Raw genomic sequence first — 26,221 nt, 5'->3', positions numbered from 1 at the left:
CGGCCATACTGGAGGGGTACCACCCGCGCCGGACCGGGCGAAAATCGGCAGTCTCCGAAATCTGATACAGTTTTTCTGCGCGTGTCAAGTGACGAAAGACTTAGGAGACAGTACGATGGGGAACATGACTCAACGACCCGCAGATGTGGAACCGAACTGGAGCGTCTCCGGCGGCGACCACCATCCTGATACCGAATACACGATTTACACTGTTGTTCATCGCCCGGCCGGCAGCCCGGCCCCCGCGGATCTTTCCGGTGCCACGGCGCGCATCGATGACGTTATTGCCGCGCACCCGGAGGTCACCCTGCGTGGCTTCTACGATCTATCCAATTTGCATGAGCATGCCGATCTCATGGTGTGGGTGCACGGAAAAGAGCTTGCCCCGCTCCAAGATTTCATGCGTGACCTGCGTACCACCCCGCTTTTCGAGAATCTTGACGTGACCTGGCAGGTTCCCGGGGTGCACGTGGCCGCGGAATTTAACCGCATGCACGCCCCGGCTTTCCTGGTCGGTGATAAGCCGCTGACCTGGCTGTGCACCTACCCCTTCGTGCGCCACGCGGATTGGTACCTCATGGACGGCAAGGAACGCGCCGTGCACCTGCGTGAACACGGGATGGCCGCCTCGAAATTTGAGGGGATCCTCGCCAATACCGTCGCGTGCTTCGGGATGTCGAATTACGAGTGGATGCTCGCTTTTGAAGCCGAAGATCCCACCCAGATCGTGGACCTCATGCGCGCCATGCGTTACACCCAGGCGCGCCGGTGGATGAAGCACGAAACTCCCTTCTTCTTCGGGCGCCGTTGCGAAACGAGCGAACTAGCCAAGATTCTGCGGTACGAAGCCTAAACAGCGCTGACACAGGAGACTCATGGACTACCAAGCCAGCCAACAGACCAGCGCCGCCCTGGTGGCCGAACGGAAAGCTCCGCGTGCCACGCGCATCACCCGCGCCCCGGGCGAGCATATTCTGGCGGGAAGCCCCGCCGTGCAGCACGCCGCCGCGCGCGGGGAACACTGGGTGAGTGAACCGACCGCCTATGACGCCATCGTGCTCGCCTCCTTCGGCGGGCCCAACGGCCAGGAAGATGTGCTGCCCTTCCTACGCAATGTCACGGCCGGGCGCGGCATCCCCGATGACCGCCTCGAAGAAGTGGCGGTGCACTACCGCCTCAACGGGGGCAGCTCGCCCATCAACGGGCAAAACGCGGCGCTGCGCTCCCGCCTGGAAAGCGAGCTGGCCCGGCGCGGCCACGCTATCCCCGTCTACTGGGGCAACCGCAATTGGGAACCCTATATTTGGGAAGTGGTGCGCGATGCCTACGAGGACGGCCACCGCACGCTCCTGGCCGTTCCCACCTCGGCGTATTCGGGATATTCTTCCTGCCGGCAGTACCGGGAGGATTTCGCGGACGCGCTCGAATACGCGCAGATCCCCGAGGATATGCGGGTGGATAAACTCCGGGAATTCTTCGATCACCCCGGTTTCGTGACCCCCTTTATCGAGGGGCTCGCGGCTGCCTATACCCAGATGCGCGAGCGTGGTTTCGCGGCGGACGAGGTCGAAGTCCTCTTCACCACGCATTCCATCCCCAACCGGGCCAATGAGCTATCCGGCCCGCCCGAACTGGGTGGCGGACTCTACCTGCGCCAGCACGAAGCGGTGCGCGATGCTATCCGTAGCGCGGTAGAGGAGCGGGTGGGGGCCCGCCTGAGCTGGCAGATGGTCTTCCAGTCCCGCTCCGGCCCGCCTCATATTCCGTGGCTGGAACCCGATATTAATGACGTGATCGAAACTTTGCCGGGGCGCGGGCGGCGGGCTGTCGTCGTCGTTCCTATCGGTTTTGTATCCGATCACATGGAAGTGCTGTGGGATCTGGACAACGAAGCCCGGGCCACCGCGCAGCAGTGCGGCCTGGCTTTCGCGCGGGTCTCCACCCCGGAAACGCATCCGGCTTTCGTGGCCGGCCTGGCCGATCTGGTGGAGGAGCGCCTGGAGGGGCGTCCGCGCGCGCAGCGGGCCCACCTCACCGAGATGGGCCCGTGGTTCGATCTGTGCCCGGCGCACTCGTGCCGGAATCCGCACCTGCCCGAATTGCGCGCCATTGGCGGCTTCATCGGGGAGGGCGTAGAGGCGTAGTTATTCGCCGGCTGCGGCCAGCCGCTTCGTTTCGCCTTCTACCTGGCGTGCGGCCTGCTGGGCGACCTCGGTGTCCACGCTTTCCGGGAAGAGCACCGCGCGGTAATAGCGCAGCTCGTCGATGGAATCGTAAATATCACCGAGGGCCCGGTGGTGCCCGAACTTCTCCGGGGACACAAAATACGCCTTGGGGTACCAGCGCTTCGTCAGCTCCTTAATGGAGGAGACGTCAATAATGCGATAGTGGAGGTAATCGACCAGCTCAGGCATGTATGCGGTGAGGAAGGTCTTATCGGTGCCCACCGAATTACCCCCTAGCGGCGCCTTGCCTTCCGGCACCCGCTCCTTGAGGTAGGCGAGCACCTGCTCCTGCGCCTGCGCCACGCTTACCCCGTTCTCCCACTCCTCGATGAGGCCGGAGGACGTGTGCATATCGCGCACAAAATCGTTCATCTGCGCGGCCGCCGCGGCGGAGGGCTTAATAATAATATCGATGCCTGCGTCTACCGGGTGGAGGTTGCCGTCCGTCACGACAACGGAAATTTCCACCAGCTCATCACGCTGGGGATCCAAACCTGTCATTTCGCAATCGATCCAGACAATCGGATCGTTTAGATCGTGGTAACTCACCCCTCCATTCTAAGCACACGCACGCGGGCGGGTGGCTGCGGTCCGCGTGGGGAAAGGAAGGTACGACGACGCCGCGCAGTGGCTCGAAACAGCCGCCGCGCAGTGGCTCGAAACAAGAGCGCCCCCGAAAGGATTCGAACCTTCGACCGACGGATTAGAAGTCCGGTGCTCTATCCACTGAGCTACAGGGGCATAACATGCAGATTATGCACGAGTTGCACAAATGCGCAAAATCTGCAAAATCGGTAAGAACGTGCAAATATGCAAGAACGTACCAAATCTGCAAGTAGCGCTCTTAATGTACCCGAATCGGCGGCGGGGTTAAAACTACGCGCCCGCGTCAAAATAGTGAACAATAGAGGGGTGGCTCAATATCGTGATGTTCCTCGTCTTATCGCTCGCACTATCGACGCGCTCGATAAAGCGCGTTTCCCCCTTGCCTTGCCCGGCTCGCGCGATATCGAAGCGGAGCGCACCCAGCTCATCACTCAGCTGAAAAACCGGGTGCTCCCACGGATGGAACGCGAGGCCACCCCGGCGGTGGTGGTACTCGGTGGCTCCTCGGGGGCCGGGAAATCCACTCTCTTCAACTCGCTTTTCGGGGAAGAACTTTCCGCCGCCTCGGTGCTGCGCCCCACCACCCGCACCCCGGTTATCGCCGTGCACCCGGATGATGCTCCGCTGCTGGAAGGCCACGTGCTCACCACTCTGGCGGACGTGCGGGAAAGCGCGGGTGCGATTCCCGGACTCGTGCTCGTGGACGCTCCCGATCTGGACTCCGTGGATGCCGATAACCGCGCCCTGGCCCGCACGCTTCTCAATAGCGCGGACCTGTGGATCTTTGTGACCACCGCCTCCCGCTACGGGGATGCCACCGCCTGGTCGGTGCTCACCGATGCGCACGGGCGCGGAGTGACCACCGCGGTGGTGCTCAACCGGGTCCCCGCGAGCGCCGCCCCCACGGTGCGCGCGGACTTGGCGCGCCGCATGGAAAGCTCAGGGCTGGGGGACTCCCCGCTCCTCATTGTGGCCGATAACGGGCCCACCGCCGGGCTACTGCCCCCCGCCAGCGTGGCCGAGCTGCGCCAGTGGCTTGCATCCATGTCGGAAACCGGCTTCGGTAGGGCGCTCATCACCCGGGCGGATGCCGCTATGTTCCCGCATATGGGTGAGCGCCTAGAACATATCGCTGCGGCGGTGGAAATGCAGGCCGAAGCGGTGGAGCACCTGCGCACCGTGGTGGAGAAATCCGCTGCCGCGCCGCGCGGTGCCTTGCGTAAAGCCGCGCTCAGCGGGCGTTTCGGGGCCGGGGCTCCCACCACCGCCTGGCTTTCCGCCGCATCGAGCGGCGGGCCGCTGGCCGGCATTAACCCGGCCGCCGCCCCCGGCCTGGGGGCCCGCAGGCGTAGCGGGGCGCGTGACGCTGCCATGACCACTGTTTTTGAAGCGGTGCGCACCGCCGCGGATGTCACCCTCACCCAGCAGCTCAGCGATGCCAGCGAAGCTATCCTTACCGCCTGGGCCGGCGGGGTCATTGACACCCGCGAACTCGCAGCGAGCGCTCGCGCCGCCCTCGACCTGGATGCCATCCGTTTCCGCGCTTTCTCCGCGTGGATGAGCTACCTGAAAAGTGCCGCCCACGCCGCACCGCCTACCCGCTGGTTCGGCATCGCCGGGATGGCCGCGGTGCTCGGGGCTGCGGCCGGGGGAGTGAACGGGGCGCGCGCCCTAGCCGACGGGCTCTACCGGGGCGCGGCCGTGCGCGAGGCACGCGAAGAACTCGCGCGGCTCCTCGACGGGGCAATCACCGAGGTCACGGAGGTGTTCCGCAGCCAGCTTGGCGATGTGGAGCTCGGTTCGGGGCGCACGCTCCGGCTGCGCGCCGTCGAATTTAAAGACAGGTTCTAGTGGAGGAAGGAAAGAAGCTCATGGACACAGGCACCGTGACCGAGCGGTTGGAGCAGCTGCGCGGCGTCGTCGCAACAGGAAAAGATCTGTTCGATCCGTATGTGCTTCAGCGTGCCGAGCGGGAACTGGAGGAAATTTCCGGGCGCCTGGAGGCCGGGCTCGGCCTAACGGTGGCGGCGCTCGCGGGGGGTACCGGTTCGGGGAAATCCACGCTGTTCAATGCGCTTACCGAGCTCAATTTCGCGGACGCGGGGGACGTGCGGCCCACCACCATGGATATCACCGCGTGCGTGTGGTCCCCGGCGGCCCGCCCCGTGCTCGAAGCCCTCGGCGTGAAAAAGGACCGCACCATTTCCCATAATTCGCTGCTGAGCAGCTCGAAGCGCGAGCTTGATTCCCTGGTGTTCCTTGACCTGCCCGACCACGATTCGGTGAGCCTGGGTAATTCCGCGCTTGTCAATCGCATTTTGCCGCTCGTGGACGTGTTGGTGTGGGTGCTCGACCCGCAAAAATACGCCGATCACCTCATCCACGATTCGTATATCGCGGCGATGCGCGAACGTGCTGACCGCATGATCGTGGTGCTCAACCAGATCGATACCCTCCCCGCGGGTGGCACGGAGGCCATTACCGCGGATATCCGCAAGCTGCTGCGCGCGGACGGCATCGCTGATTCTGTTCCGATTTTCCCGGTGTCCGCGCTGCACCGGCGCGGGCTGGAGCCGCTGCGCGACGCCCTGGAAAAGGCGGCCGGGCTGACGAATGCCGCGTTGGAAACCACCGGTGCGTATCTTGATGAGATCGGGGCGCGCCTGGGGGAGGGGCTGGAGGAGCCGCCGGTGCGTCTGGAGGCGGAGAAGGCCGAGGAGATCGCGCGCGGGCTCTCGGTGGCTTCCGGGGTGCCCGCCGTGGCCGAGGCTATTGCCGGGGTGGGGTGGCATTCGCGGGCCGTGGCGCCGCCCGAACAACCCGCCGCCGCGGTGGTTGATGCGCACCGCGAAGCCTGGCTCGCGCACGCGAGTAGCGGTTTGCCGCGGCTGTGGGCGCGCCGCCTGGACGAACAGGTGAGTGACGCAGCTTCCTTGCGCCGCGCCATTGGTGGGGCGTTGCGCGCCGTGCCGGTGCGGCCCGCCGGGCGCGGGGCGCTGCTGGGTGGCGTGCTGGCCGGGGTGGCGCTTGCGGCGGCATGCGTTGCTGCCGGTATCGCGGCGGCGGTGCCGTGGTGGGCTGCGGGTATCGGAGCGGTGCTCGCGGTGCTGTGCGGTTTCGCCCTGGGATGGTGGGCACGACGCCGCAGCGCGGCCACCCGGGCACGCCGCTACCAACGCGCGGTGAACGAGCAGCTTATCGCAGTGGTAGAGAAGCACTGCGCTGCCCCGGCGCGGGAGGTACTGGAGCAGTACGCACGGGTGCGCCAGGTGGTGCGCGGGGAGTAGCGACTGCGGCGGGTTTAGCTAAGCCCGTGATGTGTCGAGTGTTGTGGACTCCCCGGAAAAGAACTATCTATATGGGCAAAACAATCGATAATCCGCCGATAATTCGCGGCGTCGGGTTCTATATGAGCGCTGGGGTAAAATAAATAGCGCAGAAGGTGGGAACAAGGTCTCCCATCATGTCTGAGAGAGGGTCTAGCGGACGCAAGCGCTGCTAGGCTCTCTTCTCATCTCGATGTCGGTCTACGAGCTATTACTGCGCTGACTGTCTGTACCTGGGATTGCTCCTGGATTCAGGGATTCGGTTGAAAGTCGATAGCGTTACGCAAGACGAGTAGCTCCACTATCCACATCTTGCCGAAACGCCGTGGTTATCCACAGCCAGGTGAAGGGGTCTCCCCGCCCGTGTATCAGCGGGTCATGATGGTGTCCACCGCCCGCCCGTGGCGGTGGGAAAGGACAGCATCATGGTTAATGACACCATCGTCGCGGTGCGCGGATATGCCGGCGGCAACCCGAAAGTTTATGAGAATGCCACCAGTGGGGATGTCACTACTGTCAATCTCGGGGTGACACCGCGCTATTTCTCGCGTGAAACTAACCGCTTTGAGGACGGCAATACTATTTGGTACACGGTGCGGGCGCGCGGCACCCTCGGGCGCAATATCCAAACATCGGTGACTACCGGCACCCCGCTACTGGTGCGCGGGCGGCTTGACATGCGCGAATGGACAGGTAAGGACGGTTCCACCATGCGTGGGCTCACCATCTTTGCCGATGCCGTGGGAGTAGAGCTCACCACCGGGCGGGCTAGTTTCGTTAAGGTTCGCCCGGATCCGGGTGCGGAAACAAATGGCGGATCGGCTGGCGCGGTGAATTCCGCGGATACAGCGGCGGGAGAAAGCACCCCGGGGGACAGCCGCTGGCTCACCGAAAATGGTGATCCCTCCGAATCGATGCCAGGGGATGAAGCCCCGGAGGAAGCCATCGGCGTGAACGTTTTTGAAGCGCTGGCCGCGCAGCGCTCTTCGGCCTGAGAAATTCCAATTCCACCCCGGTTCCAGTCACATCGGGGGGACTTTTCGCGGGCGGCTCGGTACACTGGTCTGGGCCGCTCGCGCAACACCTAGCGCGGTGCGCGGCACTGAATCGCGAATCAGGACGGGATAAGTGGCTGAATACATTTACCAGATGATCCACGCTTCCAAGCGTGTGGGGGATAAGACCATCCTTGACGACGTCACCATGGCGTTTTTCCCCGGAGCCAAGATCGGCATGGTCGGTCCGAACGGTGCCGGTAAATCAACAATCTTGAAAATCATGGCAGGGCTGGATGAGCCCTCCAACGGGGAAGCGCGCCTCTCCCCGGGCTACACGGTGGGTATCCTCCTCCAGGAACCTCCCCTCGAAGAAGATAAGACTGTCCTGGAGAACGTCCAGCTAGGCCGCAAGGACATTCTTGACAAGATCTCCCGTTTTAACGCCATCGGTGAAGAAATGGCGAATCCGGATGCTGACTTCGATGCCCTCATGGAAGAAATGGGCAAGCTGCAAACGGAAATCGATGCCGCTAACGCCTGGGATCTGGACTCTCAGCTGGAGCAGGCCATGGCCGCGCTGCGCTGCCCGCCCGGGGATACACCGGTATCCGTACTTTCCGGTGGGGAACGTCGCCGTGTGGCCCTGTGCCGGCTGCTGCTGGAAGCCCCAGACCTGCTTCTCCTTGACGAACCGACGAACCACCTAGATGCCGAATCCGTGCTGTGGCTCGAAAAGCACCTGAAGTCCTACGCGGGCGCGGTTATTGCCATCACGCACGACCGTTACTTCCTGGACAATATGGCGCAGTGGATCGCGGAAGTGGACCGCGGCCGCCTTTACCCCTATGAAGGTAACTACTCCACCTACCTGGAAACGAAGAAAGATCGTTTGGAAATCCAGGGCAAGAAGGATGCCAAGCTCGCCAAGCGCCTCAAGGATGAACTCGAGTGGGTGCGTTCTTCGGCTAAGGGCCGCCAGGCCAAGTCGAAGGCACGTCTGGAACGCTATGAGGAAATGGCGGCGGAAGCCGAACGGACCCGCAAGCTTGACTTCGAAGAAATCCAGATTCCGCCGGGGCCGCGGCTGGGCAATGTGGTTATCGAAGCGAAGAACCTCAAGAAGGGCTTCGGGGACCGCGTGCTCATCGACGGACTTTCTTTCTCGCTGCCGCGTAACGGCATCGTCGGTATTATCGGTCCGAACGGCGTGGGTAAAACCACCCTCTTCAAGACCATCGTTGGTCTGGAGCCCCTCGACGGTGGAGAGCTGAAGATCGGGGAAACGGTGAAGATCTCCTACGTGGATCAGAACCGTGCCGGTATCGACCCGGAAAAGAGCCTGTGGGAAGTTGTTTCTGACGGGCTGGATTACATCCAGGTCGGCCAAGTGGAAATGCCATCGCGTGCCTACGTTTCCGCTTTTGGTTTCAAGGGGCCGGATCAGCAGAAGAAAGCCGGGGTGCTTTCCGGCGGGGAACGCAACCGCCTCAACCTGGCTCTCACCCTCAAGCAGGGCGGCAACCTGCTTCTCCTTGACGAACCGACGAACGACTTGGATGTGGAAACGCTGTCTTCTCTGGAAAATGCGCTTTTGCAATTCCCGGGTTGTGCCGTGGTTATCACCCACGACCGCTGGTTCCTCGACCGCGTAGCCACTCACATCCTCGCCTACGAAGGCACCGATGAGGATCCCTCGAAGTGGTACTGGTTCGAAGGTAACTTCGAAGGCTATGAGAAGAACAAGGTGGAACGCCTGGGCGAAGCCGCACTCAATCCTGGTGCCGGTGCTCATCGTAAGCTGACGCGCTAAAGGCTAGCTGCTATTCCGCCCGCTCGCAGATAGCGTGCGACGCAGGCGAGTTCCGAGCCACGCTAGTGCGTCGGAGCCTGCCGGATGCAGGCGGGAGCGCGGATTAGTGCCGCCAGTTAGCAGCGATAAGTATACGGATATGAGGTAGCTGTTCGGTTATTGTGATAGCCGAACAGCTACCTCATTCGCTGTTATAGGGCGGGTACCGATTTAAGTGCGGGTGGTTATGCTTCGAGGGCTTGGAGTGCGATGGTGGGGTTATTGCGTACCGCGGCTCGCAGCTGGTTCTCCTCCCATTCCCGGATACCATGCTGGAGTGCTTTGCGTGCTTGCGGCGTGCACGCTGCTCCGAATTCGTCAATAACGAAAAGGATGATTTCTTCCAGGCAGGGCCGGAATCTGCGCCCGCCTACGGGGAAATGAACATCAGCAATACGCGGAGTGCGGGCTTCATTCTTGATGCGCCGGCGTGAGCGGCGAGAATGATTACCACCCAGGAGTAAAGCGTGCGTCCATTCGTCGCGGTGGGAATGTACCTGGACATGTGCGCAGGGGATATTTGAGCGTGGTGAGCGAATATAATCCCAGCGCACCAAAGGCTCACTGTTTTTTGCTCCTCGGATGACCGAGAATGTTGATTCATTGACCGTGAGAGAGCCGGTTTCCGGATTAAGGAAAACTTCGTAATCGAAACGGACAATGAGCAGAGGAGCGACGCGAATATCGCCAAGCAATCTTATTGTGGGAAGATCTTCCTTTGGAGCCGTTTGTCTCCGCAGCGAAAATCCGGGGTCCATCAGCTCCCCAACAAGCTGTAAGTGTGCCGCAAACTTATCGGTATAATCATTCAAACGTTCGTTCACCACGGTACAACTCCTCGAAGCGATCCAGGCCTATCATCTCGAAATAAGCGTCAGACTCTTGTGGCCCGAGCTGGTAGTTATCAGCGCGTAGGTCGAATTCTTCGCGGGTCATTCTGACCTCCTGCAAGATCTCTTCCTTGCGCTTGAGAACATCTTCAAGCGAGTTAAACGTAAGCTCCGGAATGCACAACCTATCCTCGGCGATATCCATATGTCTCACTCCTCTGATCGCCTAGTGGCGAAGTAGTTACTTCTCCTTTTCCGCCATTCTTGCATGGCACAGAGCCACAAAAAAGAGCTATTTACCGCCGTGTGGAAAAGTGCAACGCGAGCCGATTTTGTGGATAACTTCTACCCCCGTTGCTTACAGCTAGGGAAGAGGGGAACTCGTAGTGCTTTCGCTACGGATATACGGATATACGGATATGGCGAAATATCGCGCCTAGCCGGTACCTAACTCCTCCTGTTTCCCCATCCTCAAGGCGCGAGATTACTACCGGCACCCTGGAATCAGGTGTACTACTTTCCTTAGTTGAGGGCCGGCAGCGGCACGCGGACCATGCCTTCTTGGCTCATAGAGGCAATATGGCGCCCGTCCTGGAAGAACTTCGCGTTCACGAGGGCGCGCCCGTTCTGCGCGGAAACGCATTTCATCTCCGCCAAAATCCACTCCGACATGTCAAAATTGCGATGCCACCAAATCGCGTGATCGAGGGTGGCCACTGAAATTCCGCGGGAGAGCCAGGCCAGCCCGAGGGCCCGCAGCGCCGGCTCCAACATGAACTGATCCGCGGAATACCCGAGCATCGCCCGCTGGAGAGTACGCGAGGTCCCCGCTGGCATGGGTGAGCGCGCACGTAGCCACAGGTGCTGGCGCGGGGAACCGGAAGGATCGGGCCGCAGGTAAATATCGCCTTCCACCCGCCGCATATCAATCCCGTTCGTGGAAGACATCACTTTCGCGTACACGTTATCCATCGCCCCGAAGAAATCCACCGAGGAGGCCAGCCCCTCCGGCCCGGGAACATCCGGCATTGGAGAAGCCAAGGTAGGCCCGGGCTGGCGCAGCTGGAAGGAGACCCGCGCCGTGAAAATCAAACGGTCACCCTGATACGCCGTAACATTCCGGGTAGAGAAAGACCGCAGATCATTGATCTCCTCCACCTGGAACTCGATGGGCTCATCCAGGTGCCCGGCCCGCTGGAAAGCCGCGGTAATGGAATGCGCCAGCCGCTCATCCTCACCGATGCCGAGCGAGCGCTGCACATCGTCAGCCGCCGCCATGGTGGCCTGCCCGAGCACCTGCCCGCCGTACACTTTCCCGGTGATCTGCACGAGGTTCTGACCGCGATACCGGCCCGTCCCGCAGCGTTCCAGCCGCAAATTATTGAGAATCGACGCCAAGGGCTCAGTGTGTGTTTCCGGTATATCAATGTGGTGCATATCTTCCTCACTCCCGGCGGCGCGCGCCACGCTTACTTTCCCTCCGCCGCGACTAGCTGCTGATATTTCTCAAATAGCACGGCCAGCCGCTCCTCGTCAGAGGCAAAGGGCTTGTTGCGATAAAGTCTATCGACTGCCTCGTCAATTTTTTCGTGTGCTTCGCGTAGATTGCGTGGCATATGGTCGGGGTCGTAGAGTTCCGCGAGTGTTTTTTCGCAGTGATATTCGCGTACATCGAGTACGCGTAGCGCGCGTTTTGTGAGTTCTTCTTGCGACGACGCCGATAACTCTGGCACGGGGAAGGTGTTATAGACCAGGGTATTCGAGTAACGGAGTGAAGTCCCCATATAGCCACCGACAGCACGTAGCCAAGCCATGTGCATTCTTGATGTGAGGAGGCTGAACAGCCAGGGATCGGCGTCGTAAATCGCAAACGCTAGGTTTGAAATCACGGTGTCCGGACCCAGGTACCCGATAGGAACATAGTCACGCCGTTCGGAGGAGACACTAGGCACGATAATCGAATCCGTGGGCTTATAACGGATCTCTACGAAGCGCCATGGGACAGCGCCGAATTCCTGCGTCTGCTTCTTCGTGCTGGCCGAACGCATGGCGGAAACACGATCCAAGCGCCGCTTCACTTCTGGAATCTTGGCTGCTTCGTGCCGGTTTTCCTCCGTGAGCCACAGGCAATAGCGGTCTTTCCCATTGATGTAATCATCGGCGCCCACGAATTGCTTAATCACTTCAGATAGTTCGGGATGGCTAGTGAGTAAATTTTCCGCTTCCTGATCGGAAAGGATGAGGTTGCCGCCGTCGGTGGGTTTGGAGCCGTAGCTCATCTTTGGAAGCGCAGTGGAGAGAGCCTTGGTACGTGCGGTCACGTAGGTATCGCTACCAGAGATGAGGTAGGCGTTGATATTCTCGACAGGGGTTTTCACCGGACCGGTGAACAGATATTTCGGCTCCGAGGATTCATTGCGCAGGCTGATCACGGCGACGGTGACTCCGGCATTATGGGAGGCATTATTACTCCACTTGAAGGAGGTGTAGGCGTAGCCGATCTCGATTCCATTAGTGAACACATGAGGGTGGAGGAGGGCGACCTGTTCGCCCTGGGTAATGGAATTCGTGGTCACGAAAGCGAGCTGGGCATTCGTGCCCCGGATATAGTTCGCGCCCTTAATGAACCATAGGGCAACGTAATCGAGTTTCTTCGGGTACTTCGCGCTATCGAAAACATAGGCGAAGTCATCCTTCTGATCCTTCGTCTGGTAGGTACTTCCTACATAGGGTGGGTTTCCGATTAAATAAATTTCGTCGGTGCCGTTATTGGGGCACACCTCGTTCCAATCCAGGCGGGTGGCGTTGCCGTGCACAATATGCCCGGTTTCCTTGAGGGGAATGAGGGGGATATCCACGCCGAATTTCTCAGCGAATTCCTCATTCATTTGGTGTTTGGCCAGCCAGAGTGCCAAAACAGCCATCTCGGCAGAAACGTCGTCGATCTCAATGCCGTAGAAGTTCTCGATATTGATGACCGAAGAAGTGAGGCCAAGGGAGCCTTGGCCGACCTCTTCGTCGGTTTTACTGCCGATTGCGCCGAAAGAGCCGCGGGTGGAGATCGCGTCGATCTGTTCGAGGATGCGGTGCTCGAGCTGGCGCAGTGCCTTATAAGCAATGACGAGGAAATTACCGCTGCCGCACCCGGGATCGAATACCTTAATGCTTTGGATACGAGCCAGCAAAGCCCGTAGTTTCTTGACCGAGTTGGCTGCGGCGTCGAATTCTTTGTCCAGTTCATCCAGGAAGAGCGGGCGGATAGTTTTGAAGATATTGGGCACCGAGGTGTAGTGCTGGCCCAGGTTAGCGCGCTGCTGCTTATCGACCACCCCCTGGAACATGGAACCGAAAATATCCGGGTTGATTTCCGACCAATCCAAGGTGCCGAGCCGCAAGAGGGAATCCCGGGCCGCCATGGTGAAGTGGGGGACAGCCAGCGAGGCGTCGTCGTCGTTATTAATGCGGAAAAGGCGACCGTTGACGTACGGGAAATCTTGCAAATAAACGGGTTTATCGGCGGGACTGGGGGTGTCCAGTGCGCGGAAGAGGGTGCGCAAGAATTCCGCGGTATCCGAGCCGTCGCGCTGAGTGTAGGAGCCGATCGCGCTGGTGAACTGGCCGCGCGCGAAAATGCCGGTGTCCTCCGCGAAGAAACAGAAGAGGAGACGGGTGAAGAAAATATTGAGGCCGTGGCGGGAGGCGGTGTCGGTGAGCATATCCGGGCTGGCCTCGAGCAGGTCGTCGTAGAGCTTGCTCATGTGTTCGGCGGCGCGGCGGTCCGCCTTGGTATCCGAGGTGAAGTCGAGGCGTTCCATATTTGCCCACGGCAGGAAGAACGTGACGTTTTTGTCGATCTGCGCGAGCGGGGTAATGAGGGAATCGCCCGTTTTCGTGTCGAACGCGGCGAGGTCGGTGTAATCGGTGGCGATGACGAAACGGGTGTTGTAGCGGATCGCGGTCTCGCTGGTTTTGAGTTCAAGGGCCACGGCGGCGAGGTCACCAGTGGTTTCGCTGATATAGAGCTTGTTTTTCCACACGACCTCGCGTTCCGGATTTGCCGCGACGTTGATGGAGCTGGCGGTGGTGGAGCGCAGGCGGGCGATAGAAGATTTTGAGATGCCGTAGGCGCGTAGCAGATCAAAGAAGAAATCGCGAGTGTAGCTGGGCTGGCCGGCCAGTGCGCGCACGCTTTCCTCGATGGTGGATAGGGTCAATGCCACGCGCGGCTCCTTTCACGGCGGGCTCGGGCGCAAGAGAGCGGCCGGGGCGGTATGGGTCTATTTTAGGGGGTGGCCCTGGGATCGCGACCTGGCCCGGACTCTCAATCGGACTGGTTCATCTTTTATGGCCGGCTTGTTCAGTTTTCAGTGGTTGGTGGTACTGGCTGGGCGAGTGACGCAGATGGCAAACATAGGCGGGGCAAGTGTTAGGGCGTTTACCTGGATTTTTCTGGTATTTGCCGCACGTTGTCGATAAGTTCACATGTGTAGATATTTAGAAACATATTGAGAATTGCTTTCTCAATAGTGTAGAAAAAGGATGTAATCCGGGTAAATAGACAGAAATGGTTGCTAATACCCGGACTTTCCCTTGCTATACCAACAGAAAGTCCGGGTTATTGAGCTTTTCGACCTCAATAACCTTGCATGCTTGACAAACACCGGGATATCCCCATGTAGTGAAAACCCTTTCCACACGCGCCCGCCGTTGCCCTGTATGCGATACCCCCATGAAGAAAAACGGCCACCACCCAAACGGCCGTCAGCGTTGGTATTGCAAGGAATGCCGCTACAGTTTCACCGCGACCGATGACCGGCAAAAACACGCCCAAGAATTCGCTGAATTCCTCACCTACATCACCACAACCACACCCCGACGCCAGAGCACGCCCAACACCCGAACCTGGGACCGCAAGCATGCCTGGTGCTGGCAAACCCGCCCTATCTGGACACCTACCGGGCAGGTCTACGACCAGGTCTTCATCGACGGGACCTATATCGCCTACAACTGGTGCGTATTGATCGCTTACACGCGAGAAGGCGTGATCGCCTACCAACTATGCGACCGTGAATCCAAATCCGCCTACCTCGCCCTCCTACGCCGTCTGCCTGCCCCTATCGTTGCCACCACCGACGGGGCAGCCGGAGCGCTGGCAGCGATCAAGCAGGAATGGCCCACCACACGCATCCAACGCTGCCTGGTACACGTGCAACGTAATATCCGCCAAGTCACCACCACCCGCCCGCAAACCCACGCTCATAAGGCCTTATATAAGCTTGCTCTCGACTTAACCAAAATAACTACCCGCGAGGGGGCTATTGCCTGGCAAAACTCGCTGCACGCTTTCCACGGTCTCTACGACACATGGCTGGCGGAGAAGACTTACCGAGAGGAAACCCGCCTTGAGAATATTCCTTCTTTCGCGCGGAAAAACAAGAAATGGTGGTACACCCACACTACTACCCGCCGGATCGTGGGCTCTCTTGACCGCTACGTCAAACAAGGCGTGCTCTTCACGTTCCTTGATCCGAGTCTGGACGTGTCAACCGTTCTTGAGTCGACGACGAACCGGCTTGAGGGAGGGGTGAACGCGCCGTTGAAAGAGTTCTTACACATCCATCGGGGCTGGTCCCAGCCCCACCTGCTGACCGCGCTTGATTATTGGCTTTATTCAAGGTCGATCAACACTCAACCGATGTCTGATTTCGCTTCTAACAAGGTCCAGACACGGAAGAAACCCGTCAGCGTGCCCAGCGATAAGCCCGCCGAGATCGATACCCATATCAACATGGAGCGCCCGTGGGAAGACGGTCTAAACATCCGTAAAGGCCGGATCGGGAGCTAACGACACGCCGTCATTAGCAACTATTTTTGTCTATTAACCCTGTAATCCTTTGGGTTGCCTTCCTTGCGGGGGGGGGGGGTGATTCTGGGCTAGTTTCCCCGACAAATCGCCATGAAGAAGATTTTGCAACGAATAGCCACCACGCTCGTTGTAGCTGGTGGATTGTGTGGTTTTGGGATCGGGGCCGCGCACGCGGTCGGCGCAGACATCGAGACGGAGCAAGGTAGCGGCTACGTCGAGAAGTCCTCGAAGATTTCTATTAGCTCGCAATGCGTGGCGGGCACGCCGCAGATATCGGTGACGGAAACGGAGTTAAAGTTTCACTTTTCTTTGTTAGTCAAGGTAAAGATTACGGGAGAATTGAAGCGTCCGCATTTCGCAGCTCCGTTTTTGAAGGTGCGTGTCAATAACAGTTATAACTGTAGATGGGTGCCGGCAAATCCGACAATAGAACATTTCACTTTTAAGGATGAGGAAGGTAATCCGAAGGTTACGCTTGGTTCAACTCAGCGTTTTGATTGCTCGAGTGAGCTGGATATTACTCGCGCATCGCAGCTGGACGATTCTCTGGTAAGTGTTGAGGTCCTTGGTAGGGAAACGAGATCGGGTTCCTGGGAACTCATCGCACAGGTTGCTCCGCACCTCACGAGCCGCATGCCGGAGTATCAAGTGACGTTAGCGGGCAAGCCGCTGTTGGAGAAGCCGGTGACCTCGGGGGATGCGAATATGACTATTCCCGTTCCCGATGCGAAAGCGGGGCAAACGGTCAGTGTCATCGCAACAGGACCGAGCGGTAGTGACGTCGTCAGCAATCTCACGCTCGTTGAGAGCGATCTGTGCCCGCCTCAACCGCACAATGATGATCCGAAGCCAGAACCGAGCCCCGGAGAGGAAGAAGAGGAGGGCGAACCGGAGGATCCCGAGCCTTCTCCGACGCTTTCCGTGACAGAAACTCCTCGTACCTCGCCGACGCCGGAGTCAAGTGGTAGACCTACGTCAGAGCCTTCTCCGACGCCGAGCGCGACTCCTACGCTCACGGTCACCCCAACGCCGCACGCGAGTGGAATGCCGGCGCGGGAACTGCCTGCAACCGGGGCCGCTCATGGTTCCCAAACCGCCTTCCTCGCGGCCCTTCTTGTGCTCCTCGGTATGGGCGGAGTACTAGGAGCTCGGCGTCGCTGGCGCTAGTTGCTGCTTTCGCGGGGGAGTAGCGTTTCTTCCAGGCCGACCAGGAGTGCTCTCACCATGATGGTGAAGTACTCCTGGCTCATCTGGTTCTCGTTCTGAGGATCAGTGAGGGGCAGCAGGTAGTTATCAAGCATATCGGTGAGCGCGGCCGAGCCTGCGGCCAGGGGCTGGGCCTGCGCCACCATGCGGCCCAGGTCGTGGCGCGGCTCCCGGCGGGTAGGGCTGCGCAAATTCCTCGCCGTAATCGCCCACAAAATCGTATTGATAATCATCGTGTAGGCCTGCGGGGCGTGGTGATGGAAACCGGCCTCGTGCAATTTTTCGAAAGAAGCCTCAAGTAGCGGCAGCATCTCCGCACTGAAATTACCATGCATCATCCGCTCGGTCACCCCAGGATGCTCCAGCAGCACGGGCCGGGCGTTAGTAGCCAGCGCCATAAACCACTCTTTCCACTCCAGGCTTTTTTCGGGTAGAGCGATGGAGCCAATGAGCTGCGCGATAACGGCATCAATAATGGCATCCCGATTCGCGAAGTAATGGTAGATCACCGAGGGCGAGACCTTGAGCTCAAGTGCTAAATCGCGAATTGACCAATTTTCTATGCCGCGTTCGCGGGTCAGGGACTGAGCGACCCGGCGAATTTTATCCTGGTTCAGGCCGACGCGCCTGCCGGTATTCACGGATGTAGCGTGCATATATCCAGCATATCGCCACACGGCATTGACACTACTAGAACAGTGTTCTAGTGTGTGTGCAGTTCACTCATAACGTCTGAAAGGGAACTGCTATGACCGAAGCTAATGCTCACCCGCACTCGGCATGGGAATCAGGATCGGAACCGGTATCGGAATCGCGATCAGAATCTGAGCTAAAGCCGGAAACGGGGCGCGGATCAACATCTCAATCTGCATCGAAAAAGAACCAGATACCGGGTCTATTCCCGCTATTTTTGGCTGTATTGCTGGCCTATATGGGGCAGATGATTCTCAACCCGATTATTGCTCCGCTCTCGCGGGAAATCGGTTTGCAGGAATGGCATATTGGGGCGACGATCTCCCTGGCTGCCATCGTGCTCTCGCTCAGTTCAACCACCTGGGGGAGAGTATCCCTACGGCGGGGCACCCGCCCCATCTTGGTGACGGGCATGCTCGGCGCTGCCACGGCACTGGCAGCCTTCGTGGTAGTGGCCTGGTTCGGGCTTCAAGGTGCGCTTGCTGGAAGTGCCTTGGTGATCGGGGTGGTGTTTACCCGGGGGCTCCTCTACGGCGGATCCATCGCCGCCATTACACCAGCCGCGCAGACCTACATCATCACCCATACCCACAGTGAGGCGCAGCGAGTCAAAGGCGTGGGTATGCTCGGTGCCGCACAAGGCTTCGCCACCATTCTTGGCGCGCTGGTGGGCGGGAGCCTGGCGGCCCTCGGCGGATTCATGCTGCCACTCGTGGTTATGCCACTCATGATTCTGGCGGGAATTGCGGTGCTGCTCCTCACCTTCACACCCACCCGAGGTGAAAAGCGAGTGGAGAAACCCGCCAAAGTTAGCTATTTTGACCCGCGGGCATTTGCCTTCCTGGCCTGCGGTTTCCTCATGTTCACGGTATTTTCCACCCTGACCACCGTATTCGGCTTCCTGCTTCAAGATGCCTTGGGACTGGAGGCTGCGGCCACCGCAGGGTTCACGGCCTTGTGCATGTCCATTATGGGAGTGGTCATGATTATTGCCCAGGCCGGGGTGGCGCCGCGGCTCGGCTGGAGCGCGGTGCAGCTCTTCCGCCGCGGCCTGATCATTTTCTTCGTGGCAGTGGCGCTGCTGCTCTACCCGACGCACCTGTGGGTCTTCGTAGTGGCCTGCGTTCTGGCGGGCTTTGGTTCCGGCTTGGCGATGCCGGGCTATAACACCGCGCCCACCCTGAAGATGGAACCGCATGAACAGGGCGGCATGGCCGGGCTCATCAACGCCAATAACGGGATGGCCTACGTGCTGGCCCCCGTTGGCTCCACGGCGCTCTACGGCATCGCACCGTGGCTCCCGATTGTGGTCTGCGTGGTGCTGCTGGCACTGGGCATTCTTATGAGTACGGTGCACCCTTCGTTTAGGCAGTAGGGGGTAGGCGGCGTCGTCGTACCTATTCCGCAACCGCGCGGAAACGGCCGCTTGGGTCAGCGCCGCCGTTCGCGGCCACGATCTGGCGAGCCTGCGCCAGGGCGTTGTCCATATCCGCGAAAAGATAATCGTCGATGCTGAGTTGGCCCAGCTCCATGCGCTGGGCCATCTCCTGCACCTGCGTGGGCAAACCCTTGACCAGCACGGTATTTCCGGCATCTACCAAGCGATCTACCACCTGCGCCAGAGCGCGCACCCCGGTTGCGTCCACGATCCCCACTCGGGAAAGCCGCAAAATCACCACATCCACTCCCGCCAGGCGCGGAATTTCACGCTCGATACGGTCACCCACACCGAAGAACATGGTGCCGTCAATGCGCAAAATAGCGATTTTCGGATCCGAGGGGAGATCTTCACGGAAAATACCTGAACGGTTGGCCATGCGCCGCAACACCAAAATGCCGGAAATAATAATTCCCACGGTGATCGCCCAAATAATATCCAGGCCCACCGTAATAATCGCCGTCATAACGAAAACCGCGGCGTCCGCGCGGTTGGAACGCAGCACCTGACGCACCGTGGCGGGATTAATCATGCGGTAGCAGGTAACCGCCAGCACACCCGCAAGAACCGAAAGTGGAATAACCGCAACAGTCGCGGAAGCCACGTACACCACCCCGAGAAGCACCGCCGAATGAATAATCGCGGCCAGGCGCGAACGCCCACCCGAGCGCACGTTCACAGCGGTGCGGACAATGGCGCCCGTCGCCGGCATCCCACCGAAAAGTCCGCAGCCCACCGACGCTAGGCCCTGGCCCACCAGTTCCCGGTCCGGCGAATAACTGCCGCCGCGCACCATCCCCGCCGCGATCCGCGCGGAGATCAGCGACTCGATACCCGCCAGTGCCGCCACCGCCAGCGCGCCCGGCGCCAGCGCGCTGAGCAGGCCCACGGATATTTCGGGGACGACTGGGGCGGGGAGAGCAGCGGGGATGGTGCCGATGGACGGCACCGTGAGGCCGGCGCCCCAGGCGCCCACGCTCACTATCACGACCGCGATAAGGGAACCGGGCAGCTTCTTCGAGATCTTCGCGCATGCCGCGATAATGATGACGGCGGTCAGGCAGAGCAGCCCCGTGGTGAGCGCCGTTGTCGGAGTTATTCGGGTGAGTGCTTCGAAAGCCGCTGGTAGGGTGCTCAAGCCTGCCCGCGCCTCCACGCCGATAATATTGGGCACCTGTTGGAAGAAAAGGATAGCGGCAATCCCCACCGTGAAACCCTCGATCACCGGCCAGGGGATGAGGGAGACGGCGCGGCCCAAACCCAGCACCCCGGCCAGCAGAATCATGAGTCCCGCCATGAGGCATAGGAGCGGCACCACCCGTGCGCCGTGCGCGGCAACGATGGGGGCAAGGATCACCGCCATGGCGCCGGTGGGTCCAGAAATCTGATAGTTGGAACCACCGAAAACCGCGGCGATAATCCCCGCCACAATCGCGGTAATGAGGCCGGCCTCCGCGCTGAGTCCACTGGAAATAGCGAAAGCCAAGGCGAGGGGGAGGGCCACGATCCCCACCGTGATGCCGGCAGCGATATCTTGACGCCAGTATTTTTTCGTGGCGCGCAGGTCAGCGGCGCAGGGCAGGAGGGAACGCAGGTGCGTAACAATAGCGGGCACGGAAACCTTCAGAAACCTTTCATAATCTCAGCATCTGAACAGGCCGTATCGCGCATATGTGGAGATTTTGGCGCTCAAATAGTGCGAGGGTGCACGGGTGGGCGTCAAGATGCGTGTGGTCGAACGAAGCCACCATAGCACAGTTGTCCATATTTTGAGACGGTATTGTGATGCGGCTTCCCGTATCTTTTTGTTCTTCACGCCGTTAAAGTAAGGCCATGAAAAAGCGAAGCGCCGGGCTTGTTATTGCCATTGCCGTGATCGTCCTCGAACTTATCGGGGGAATGCAGACCTACCTCAATCAGCTGATTTTGCCGATCCTGGCGAAGGACCTGCACGCGCAACACCTCTACGGCGTCATCATGGGGGTATCCGCAATGTCCTCCATGGCGGGACTACCCATCGGGGCGGCGCTCATGAATCGGATTCGGCTACCGCGCCTCCTCATGGGAGCCACGGTATTCCTGGTGGTGGGAGCCTGCACCAGTGCGGCGGCACCGCATATCTCGGTCTACCTTGGCGGGGCGGTGATCCGGGGCCTGGCGGGCTCCACCCTGGCGATGACCTCCATCGGGGCGGTGGCGCTCGGACTCTCCGGGCGCGCCCGGCGGCTCACCCTAGCTTTTTCCTCCGCCAGTTGGGTGGTGTCTTCCGTGCTGGGCCCCGCTTACGCGGCGTGGGTGACACACCTGCTGTCCTGGCGCTGGGCCATGCTGCTCTACCTCCCGCTCCTGCTGGTAGCCCGCTTCGTTATCGCCCTCAATCTCACAACCGAAGGGGAACGTAAAAAATCGCCCTTCTCCGTTACAGCGCTCCTCCTCATCATCGTGGGGGTGGGAATAACGGTGCTCCCCGCGGCGGGTGCGCTCAAGATCGTGCTCATGGTGACGGGGGTAGCGGTGCTCGGCTACGTGGCCGTGCTCCTCATGCCGCAGGGCACCTTCACGCGCGCAACACCCCGCCGCGCCGCCCTTGCCGGCATGCTCTTCCTCACCGGAGGGTATTTTGCCGGAAATGAACTCGTCTCTCTCACGGCGCATGACCTTTACCGGGCCGGCCCGGATGCGCTGGGCGTCATCATCATGGGTGGCGGCCTCGGATGGGCCATCGTGGGCGTGTTCTGCGGCATCAAACCGGCCACCACCCGGCGCGGATATCGACTCCGCGTGATAAGCGGACTCGGTTGCATCGCGCTCGCGGCACTCTTCTTCGCGGCCTGGATTTTCTCCGGGTGGCACCTCGCATCACCCACCGCGGTGTTCTGCACCGTATGGACCATTGCCGGGATCGGAATGGGAATTGCGTACCTGGACACCCTCAATATTTTCTTCGATGACCCCGACGTCCCCGACGGCATCACCATCGAGACCATGGCAAGCTCGGCGGTGATCGTAGAATCCCTCGCCTCCACCATGTTCATACCGCTCACCACCTCTATCGTCGCCACAGCCTTCACAGCGCATCAGGGGGTATTCGCGCTGCCCTACGCACTAACATGGCTGCTCATCGCGGTGGCTATCGTCTTCGCATTCGGCTACCTCCGCCGCACCTACCCCGCGCGAACAGCGTGAGGCGGGGCCCGAATTTTCACACCCGAAAAATACCGCGATGGCGAGTCCGTGCGCGGCTCAGGGGAGGGGCGCCAGCTGGCGCCGTCGTCGCACCATTCCCGCCACGGCGCCAGATTCCACGCAAAGGCAAGAGAGCAGATATTCTAGTAACCGGGCTCGCCACCGGAGGCGAGCAACCGGGGACACACGGGGAGACACAAGGAGGGAACCATGGCGGGTTCACCACCGCAAGATATGCTCAACCGCATCGCTGATGCATACGGAGTGGCAACGCACTATTGGAGTTTCGCGGGCGAATACGTGACGGTGGATGCCGATACGCTCGTCGCGGTGCTCGCGGCCATGGGGATTGACACCTCCACTCCGGAAGCGGCGCAGGCGGCGCTGGACACGGTAGATAGCCGCGAATGGCGCCACGTGCTGCCCGCCACCACGGTGGTGCGCGAAGGAAATGAGCAGATCATCCGCGTGCACGTGCCGCACGGTGCCGCCGTTACCCTCACCTACGAACTGGAAGACGGCGGGGAACTTCCCGCCGTCCAGGCTGAAGATTTTGAACTGCCGCGCCTCATCGACGGCGCCATGATCGGCCGCGCCGCCTTCGTGATCCCGGGCAATCTTCCGCTCGGCTACCATACGGTGCGCGCTAAGGTGACCCCGCCGGCCGCGGGGGAGGAGGCCGCCACCTGGCACAGCGGGGCGCTTATCGTGGTGCCCGCGCGCCTGCCCGCGCCGGCCGACAGGGGCGTGGCCGGCTGGGGCGTGATGAGTCAGCTCTACTCGGTGCGTTCGCGTGAATCCTGGGGGACGGGGGACACCGCGGATCTGGCCGAACTCGGTTCGCTTTTCGGCGGGCTGGGGGCGCAATTCGTGCTTATTAACCCGTTGCACGCCGCCGAACCGTGCGGGCAGCTCACCAACTCGCCGTATTTGCCGACGTCGCGCCGCTTCTTCAACCCCCTCTACATCCGCCCGGAGGATATCCGCGAAGTGGCCTATATGGACTCCGGCAAGCGCTCCATGGTCACGTGGGCGGGGCAGGCCCCCAAGGAATCCTCGCTGCACAATACGCTGCTGGATCGCAGTGCCTGCTGGGAAGCCAAGCGCAGCGCCCTCGAAGTGATTTACCGCGAGCCGCGCAGCCACGCCCGCCAGGCCGATTTCGATGCTTTCCGTGCCGCCGAAGGGCAGGGCCTGGAAGATTTCGCTTTCTGGTGCGCCATGTATGAACGCTACGGCAAGCATTTCCCCGCCGCGTGCGAGCGCCCCGATACCCTGGCGGCGCGCCGCGAACGCGCTGAGCTGAGCGAACGTATCGATTTCTACTGCTGGTGCCAGTGGGTGATGGACCAGCAGCTGGAGGCCGCCCAGAAGGTGGCGCGCGATGCCGGTATGGGCATCGGCGTGGTGCACGACCTCGCGGTAGGGGTGCAGGCCTGCGGCGCGGACGCCTGGGCCAACCCGGATGCCTTCGCGAGCGGGGTGAGCGTGGGTTCCCCGCCCGATATGTACAACCAGCTCGGCCAAGACTGGTCCCCGCCGCCCTTCAACCCGGTGGAGCTGGATCGCCAGCATTACGCCCCGGTGCGCGATATGGCCCGCACCGTTATGCGCCATGCCGGCGCGCTGCGCATCGACCACGTGATGGGATTCTTCCGTTTGTGGTGGATTCCGGCGGGCAATAAGCCGGTGGACGGCACCTACGTCTACTACAACCACGAAGCGCTCATCGGGGTGCTTATGCTGGAAGCGGTGCGTTCGGGGACCTTCCTCATCGGGGAAGACTTAGGCAACGTGGAGCCCTGGGTGCGTGATTTCCTCACCGAACGCGGGATTTTCGGCACCTCCGTAATGCTTTTCGAAAAGGAAGGGGAATCCTTCCGCGCCCCCGAACATTACCGCAGCGCTTCCCTGGTCACGGTGGATACTCACGACCTGCCCCCGCTGGCTGGTTACCTAGCCGGCGAACACGTGGATCTGCGCGCCTCCCTGAATATCTTGGTGGAGCCGGTGGAGCAGGTGCGCGAAGAAGCCCGCCGCGAGCGCCAGGTACTTATCGAGACCCTGTGCGGTTGCGGCCTGCTGGAGAATGGTGATCCTACCGAGCGCGAGCTCATTGAGGCGATGCACTGCTATATTGCCCGCACCCCCGCCCAGCTGCAGGCCATTGCGCTGGTGGATGCGGTGGGCGAGCGGCGCACCCAAAACCAGCCCGGCACGGATACCGAGTACCCGAATTGGAAGATTCCGCTGGCGGACGGCACCGAAAATGTGGTGCTCACCGAGGACCTGGGCGAGCACCCCCGGCTGCGCTCCCTTATCGCCGCGTATACGGCGGAATATGAGCGCTGTCACCCGCGCGGCTAAGCGGCTAAGGTGGCTCGCTAGAACAAGCGGTTGTGCGACTGGCTTTAAAGGTACGACGACGCAGCTAGGCCCGTCTCCTAAAATTTGCGCAAATTTTAGGAGACGGGCCTATCTGTTGCCAGCACTTCTTCTTAGAGTGAATGCACCGGCCGGTCTGCCTCGTCCCTGAGTGGGGAATGGGGTACGGGGCAGGGGAGGATGAGGCGCAATGGAAGCGCACCGTTCCCACCGTCTCCGCACCGGCCACGATTAGCATTCTCAACGGTGAGGAGAGAACATGAAAAAACATCTCGTACCATTTTCGGCCACCGCCGCGTCACTCGGTGGCTTCCTCTTCGGTTTCGATACCGCGGTGATTTCCGGAACCACGGCAGCGCTCCAAGATAAATGGGATTTGAGTGCCGGGCAGCTGGGCTTCACGGTGTCCTGCGCCTTGATCGGCACCATTATCGGGGCCCTCTTCGGTGGCATTCCGGCCGATAAATGGGGCCGGCGCCCCGTGCTCAAAGGCGTGGCGGCCCTCTACCTCATCACCTCGGTGTGCGTGGCGGTGGCCAATAGCTGGGTCTTCTTCCTCATCTTCCGCATGCTTGGCGGGATCGCAGTGGGGGCTTCCTCGGTGATTGCCCCGCTCTACACGGCGGAGATTTCCCCAGCGGCCCGGCGCGGAAAACTGGTGGCCACGGTGCAGCTCAATATCGTGATCGGCATTGTGGTGTCCTACTTCTCCAATTACATCATCGTCAAGATGATGCCGGTGGAACTGGGCTGGCGCTGGATGCTCGGTATTCAGGCGGTACCCTCACTCATCTTCCTCGCGGTGTGCTACTTCATCCCGGAAAGCCCGCGCTGGCTCTACACCCGCGGGCGCGACGCCGAATCCCTGCGTGTGATGGAAGACCTGTGGGGCAAGCACGAGGCCGCTCAGGTGATGGAAAATATGCATAATGCTGCTCCGCACGCCGCGGCAACGGAGCCCTTCTTCTCCAAGCGCACCGCCCGCCCCATCACCATGGCCATCCTCATTGCCTTCTTCTCGCAGTTCGCGGGCACCAACGCGGTGCTCTACTACGCACCGTCCCTGCTCCAGTCGGCCGGTATCGCCGGCGATGCCGCCTTCGCTTCCTCCATCCTGGTGGGGCTGACCAACCTGGCCTTCACCCTGCTGGGGCGCTCCCTCGTGGATAAGGTGGGGCGCCGCCCGCTGGTCACGCTCGGTGCGGGCATTGACCTGGTGGCCCTGCTGGCTATCGCCGGAATCTTCTATTTCAACGGCTCGGAACTGTCCACTACCACCGGCATTATTGTGCTGGTGCTCATCATCGTGTTCATCGCCGCGCACGCGGTTGGTATTGGTTCGGTACTGTGGGTCTTCATCTCGGAGATCTTCCCGCCGGCCCACCGTGCGAACGGGCAGGCCGTTGGTTCGGCCGCCCACTGGGTGTCTGCCGCGATCATTTCTGGCACGTTCCCGGTGATGTTCCAAGCCTCGATGACCTTCACATTCCTCTTCTACGCTGCGTGCATGCTCGGCGCGGTCATCTGGTCACGGACTATGATGCCGGAGACGAAGGGAACTCTTCTCGAAGACGTATAGCCCGGACGGCGCTGACGGCGGCGCACCGTGTGCG

General features: G+C 60.6%; 19 protein-coding genes and 1 tRNA gene. 12 read left to right on the top strand and 8 right to left on the bottom strand.

What is annotated here, in order from left to right; all coding sequences use genetic code 11:
* Positions 1-124 precede the first annotated feature (124 nt).
* Entirely contained in the window at positions 125-853 is a 729-nt protein-coding gene (gene hemQ, locus QP828_RS03180) for a hydrogen peroxide-dependent heme synthase (RefSeq protein WP_274733502.1), read from the top strand.
* A 22-nt stretch (positions 854-875) separates the two neighbouring features.
* Complete coding sequence (locus tag QP828_RS03175) at positions 876-2,144, top strand: ferrochelatase (protein ID WP_274733503.1); 1,269 nt, start codon at positions 876-878, stop codon at positions 2,142-2,144.
* Here QP828_RS03175 and orn read toward each other — a convergent pair whose 3' ends face one another.
* Together orn and QP828_RS03165 are read right to left on the bottom strand one after the other, a co-directional pair.
* A complete protein-coding gene (gene orn / locus QP828_RS03170) occupies positions 2,145-2,774 on the bottom strand; it encodes an oligoribonuclease (RefSeq protein WP_126135659.1) in 630 nt (209 codons plus the stop codon).
* Between the two features lie 119 nt (positions 2,775-2,893).
* Positions 2,894-2,966, bottom strand: a tRNA-Arg gene (locus QP828_RS03165).
* Between the two features lie 171 nt (positions 2,967-3,137).
* Here QP828_RS03165 and QP828_RS03160 point away from each other — a divergent pair.
* The 4 genes from QP828_RS03160 (at position 3,138) to ettA (ending at position 8,965) form a co-directional block, all read left to right on the top strand.
* Positions 3,138-4,682 carry a GTPase domain-containing protein gene (locus tag QP828_RS03160; protein ID WP_274733504.1) on the top strand — a complete coding sequence of 515 codons (1,545 nt, stop codon included), beginning with the start codon at positions 3,138-3,140 and terminating at the stop codon, positions 4,680-4,682.
* A gap of 20 nt (positions 4,683-4,702) precedes the next feature.
* A complete protein-coding gene (locus QP828_RS03155) occupies positions 4,703-6,118 on the top strand; it encodes a GTP-binding protein (protein ID WP_274733505.1) in 1,416 nt (471 codons plus the stop codon).
* A gap of 464 nt (positions 6,119-6,582) precedes the next feature.
* On the top strand, positions 6,583-7,152 hold the full coding sequence (locus QP828_RS03150; protein ID WP_274733507.1) for a single-stranded DNA-binding protein: 570 nt from the start codon (positions 6,583-6,585) through the stop codon (positions 7,150-7,152).
* Between the two features lie 133 nt (positions 7,153-7,285).
* Positions 7,286-8,965 carry an energy-dependent translational throttle protein EttA gene (ettA, locus tag QP828_RS03145; protein WP_126135664.1) on the top strand — a complete coding sequence of 560 codons (1,680 nt, stop codon included), beginning with the start codon at positions 7,286-7,288 and terminating at the stop codon, positions 8,963-8,965.
* Between the two features lie 224 nt (positions 8,966-9,189).
* Here ettA and QP828_RS03140 read toward each other — a convergent pair whose 3' ends face one another.
* The 4 genes from QP828_RS03140 to QP828_RS03125 all read right to left on the bottom strand — a co-directional run bounded on the left by QP828_RS03140 (position 9,190) and on the right by QP828_RS03125 (position 14,054).
* Positions 9,190-9,828 (bottom strand): hypothetical protein, encoded by a 639-nt coding sequence (locus tag QP828_RS03140; RefSeq protein WP_274778572.1) that lies wholly within the window; start codon positions 9,826-9,828, stop codon positions 9,190-9,192.
* On the bottom strand, positions 9,809-10,039 hold the full coding sequence (locus QP828_RS03135; RefSeq protein ID WP_274732668.1) for a hypothetical protein: 231 nt from the start codon (positions 10,037-10,039) through the stop codon (positions 9,809-9,811). The genes QP828_RS03140 and QP828_RS03135 overlap by 20 nt, the downstream gene beginning before the upstream one ends.
* 317 nt (positions 10,040-10,356) lie before the next feature.
* Entirely contained in the window at positions 10,357-11,232 is an 876-nt protein-coding gene (locus tag QP828_RS03130; protein ID WP_274732670.1) for an acyl-CoA thioesterase, read from the bottom strand.
* Between the two features lie 71 nt (positions 11,233-11,303).
* A complete protein-coding gene (locus tag QP828_RS03125) occupies positions 11,304-14,054 on the bottom strand; it encodes a DNA methyltransferase (RefSeq protein ID WP_274736481.1) in 2,751 nt (916 codons plus the stop codon).
* Between the two features lie 458 nt (positions 14,055-14,512).
* Here QP828_RS03125 and QP828_RS03120 point away from each other — a divergent pair, with 458 nt between their 5' ends.
* Positions 14,513-15,679, top strand: a complete 1,167-nt coding sequence (locus QP828_RS03120; protein WP_274734625.1) for an IS1249 family transposase — start codon at positions 14,513-14,515, stop codon at positions 15,677-15,679.
* Positions 15,680-15,790: 111 nt separating this feature from the next.
* Complete coding sequence (locus QP828_RS03115; RefSeq protein ID WP_274732732.1) at positions 15,791-16,867, top strand: LPXTG cell wall anchor domain-containing protein; 1,077 nt, start codon at positions 15,791-15,793, stop codon at positions 16,865-16,867.
* On the opposite strand, the gene QP828_RS03110 is transcribed toward QP828_RS03115, so the two are convergent.
* Positions 16,864-17,562, bottom strand: a complete 699-nt coding sequence (locus tag QP828_RS03110) for a TetR/AcrR family transcriptional regulator (RefSeq protein WP_284891250.1) — start codon at positions 17,560-17,562, stop codon at positions 16,864-16,866. The two genes, QP828_RS03115 and QP828_RS03110, sit on opposite strands and share 4 nt — an antisense overlap.
* 254 nt (positions 17,563-17,816) lie before the next feature.
* Between QP828_RS03110 and QP828_RS03105 the strand changes: the two genes are divergently transcribed.
* Positions 17,817-18,974: an MFS transporter gene (locus QP828_RS03105; RefSeq protein WP_274732736.1), complete on the top strand. Its 1,158-nt coding sequence runs from the start codon at positions 17,817-17,819 to the stop codon at positions 18,972-18,974.
* A gap of 22 nt (positions 18,975-18,996) precedes the next feature.
* On the opposite strand, the gene QP828_RS03100 is transcribed toward QP828_RS03105, so the two are convergent.
* Positions 18,997-20,652 (bottom strand): SulP family inorganic anion transporter, encoded by a 1,656-nt coding sequence (locus QP828_RS03100; RefSeq protein WP_274732737.1) that lies wholly within the window; start codon positions 20,650-20,652, stop codon positions 18,997-18,999.
* A 218-nt stretch (positions 20,653-20,870) separates the two neighbouring features.
* Here QP828_RS03100 and QP828_RS03095 point away from each other — a divergent pair, with 218 nt between their 5' ends.
* The 3 genes from QP828_RS03095 to QP828_RS03085 all read left to right on the top strand — a co-directional run bounded on the left by QP828_RS03095 (position 20,871) and on the right by QP828_RS03085 (position 26,187).
* Entirely contained in the window at positions 20,871-22,223 is a 1,353-nt protein-coding gene (locus QP828_RS03095) for an MFS transporter (protein WP_274732738.1), read from the top strand.
* Positions 22,224-22,433: 210 nt separating this feature from the next.
* Positions 22,434-24,590 (top strand): 4-alpha-glucanotransferase, encoded by a 2,157-nt coding sequence (gene malQ / locus QP828_RS03090; RefSeq protein ID WP_274732740.1) that lies wholly within the window; start codon positions 22,434-22,436, stop codon positions 24,588-24,590.
* Positions 24,591-24,867: 277 nt separating this feature from the next.
* On the top strand, positions 24,868-26,187 hold the full coding sequence (locus QP828_RS03085; RefSeq protein WP_284891247.1) for a sugar porter family MFS transporter: 1,320 nt from the start codon (positions 24,868-24,870) through the stop codon (positions 26,185-26,187).
* Positions 26,188-26,221 lie beyond the last annotated feature (34 nt).

Source organism: Actinotignum sanguinis, from assembly GCF_030230305.1.
Classification (GTDB): domain Bacteria; phylum Actinomycetota; class Actinomycetes; order Actinomycetales; family Actinomycetaceae; genus Actinotignum; species Actinotignum sanguinis.
This window is presented reverse-complemented; position numbering and strand designations above follow the sequence as displayed.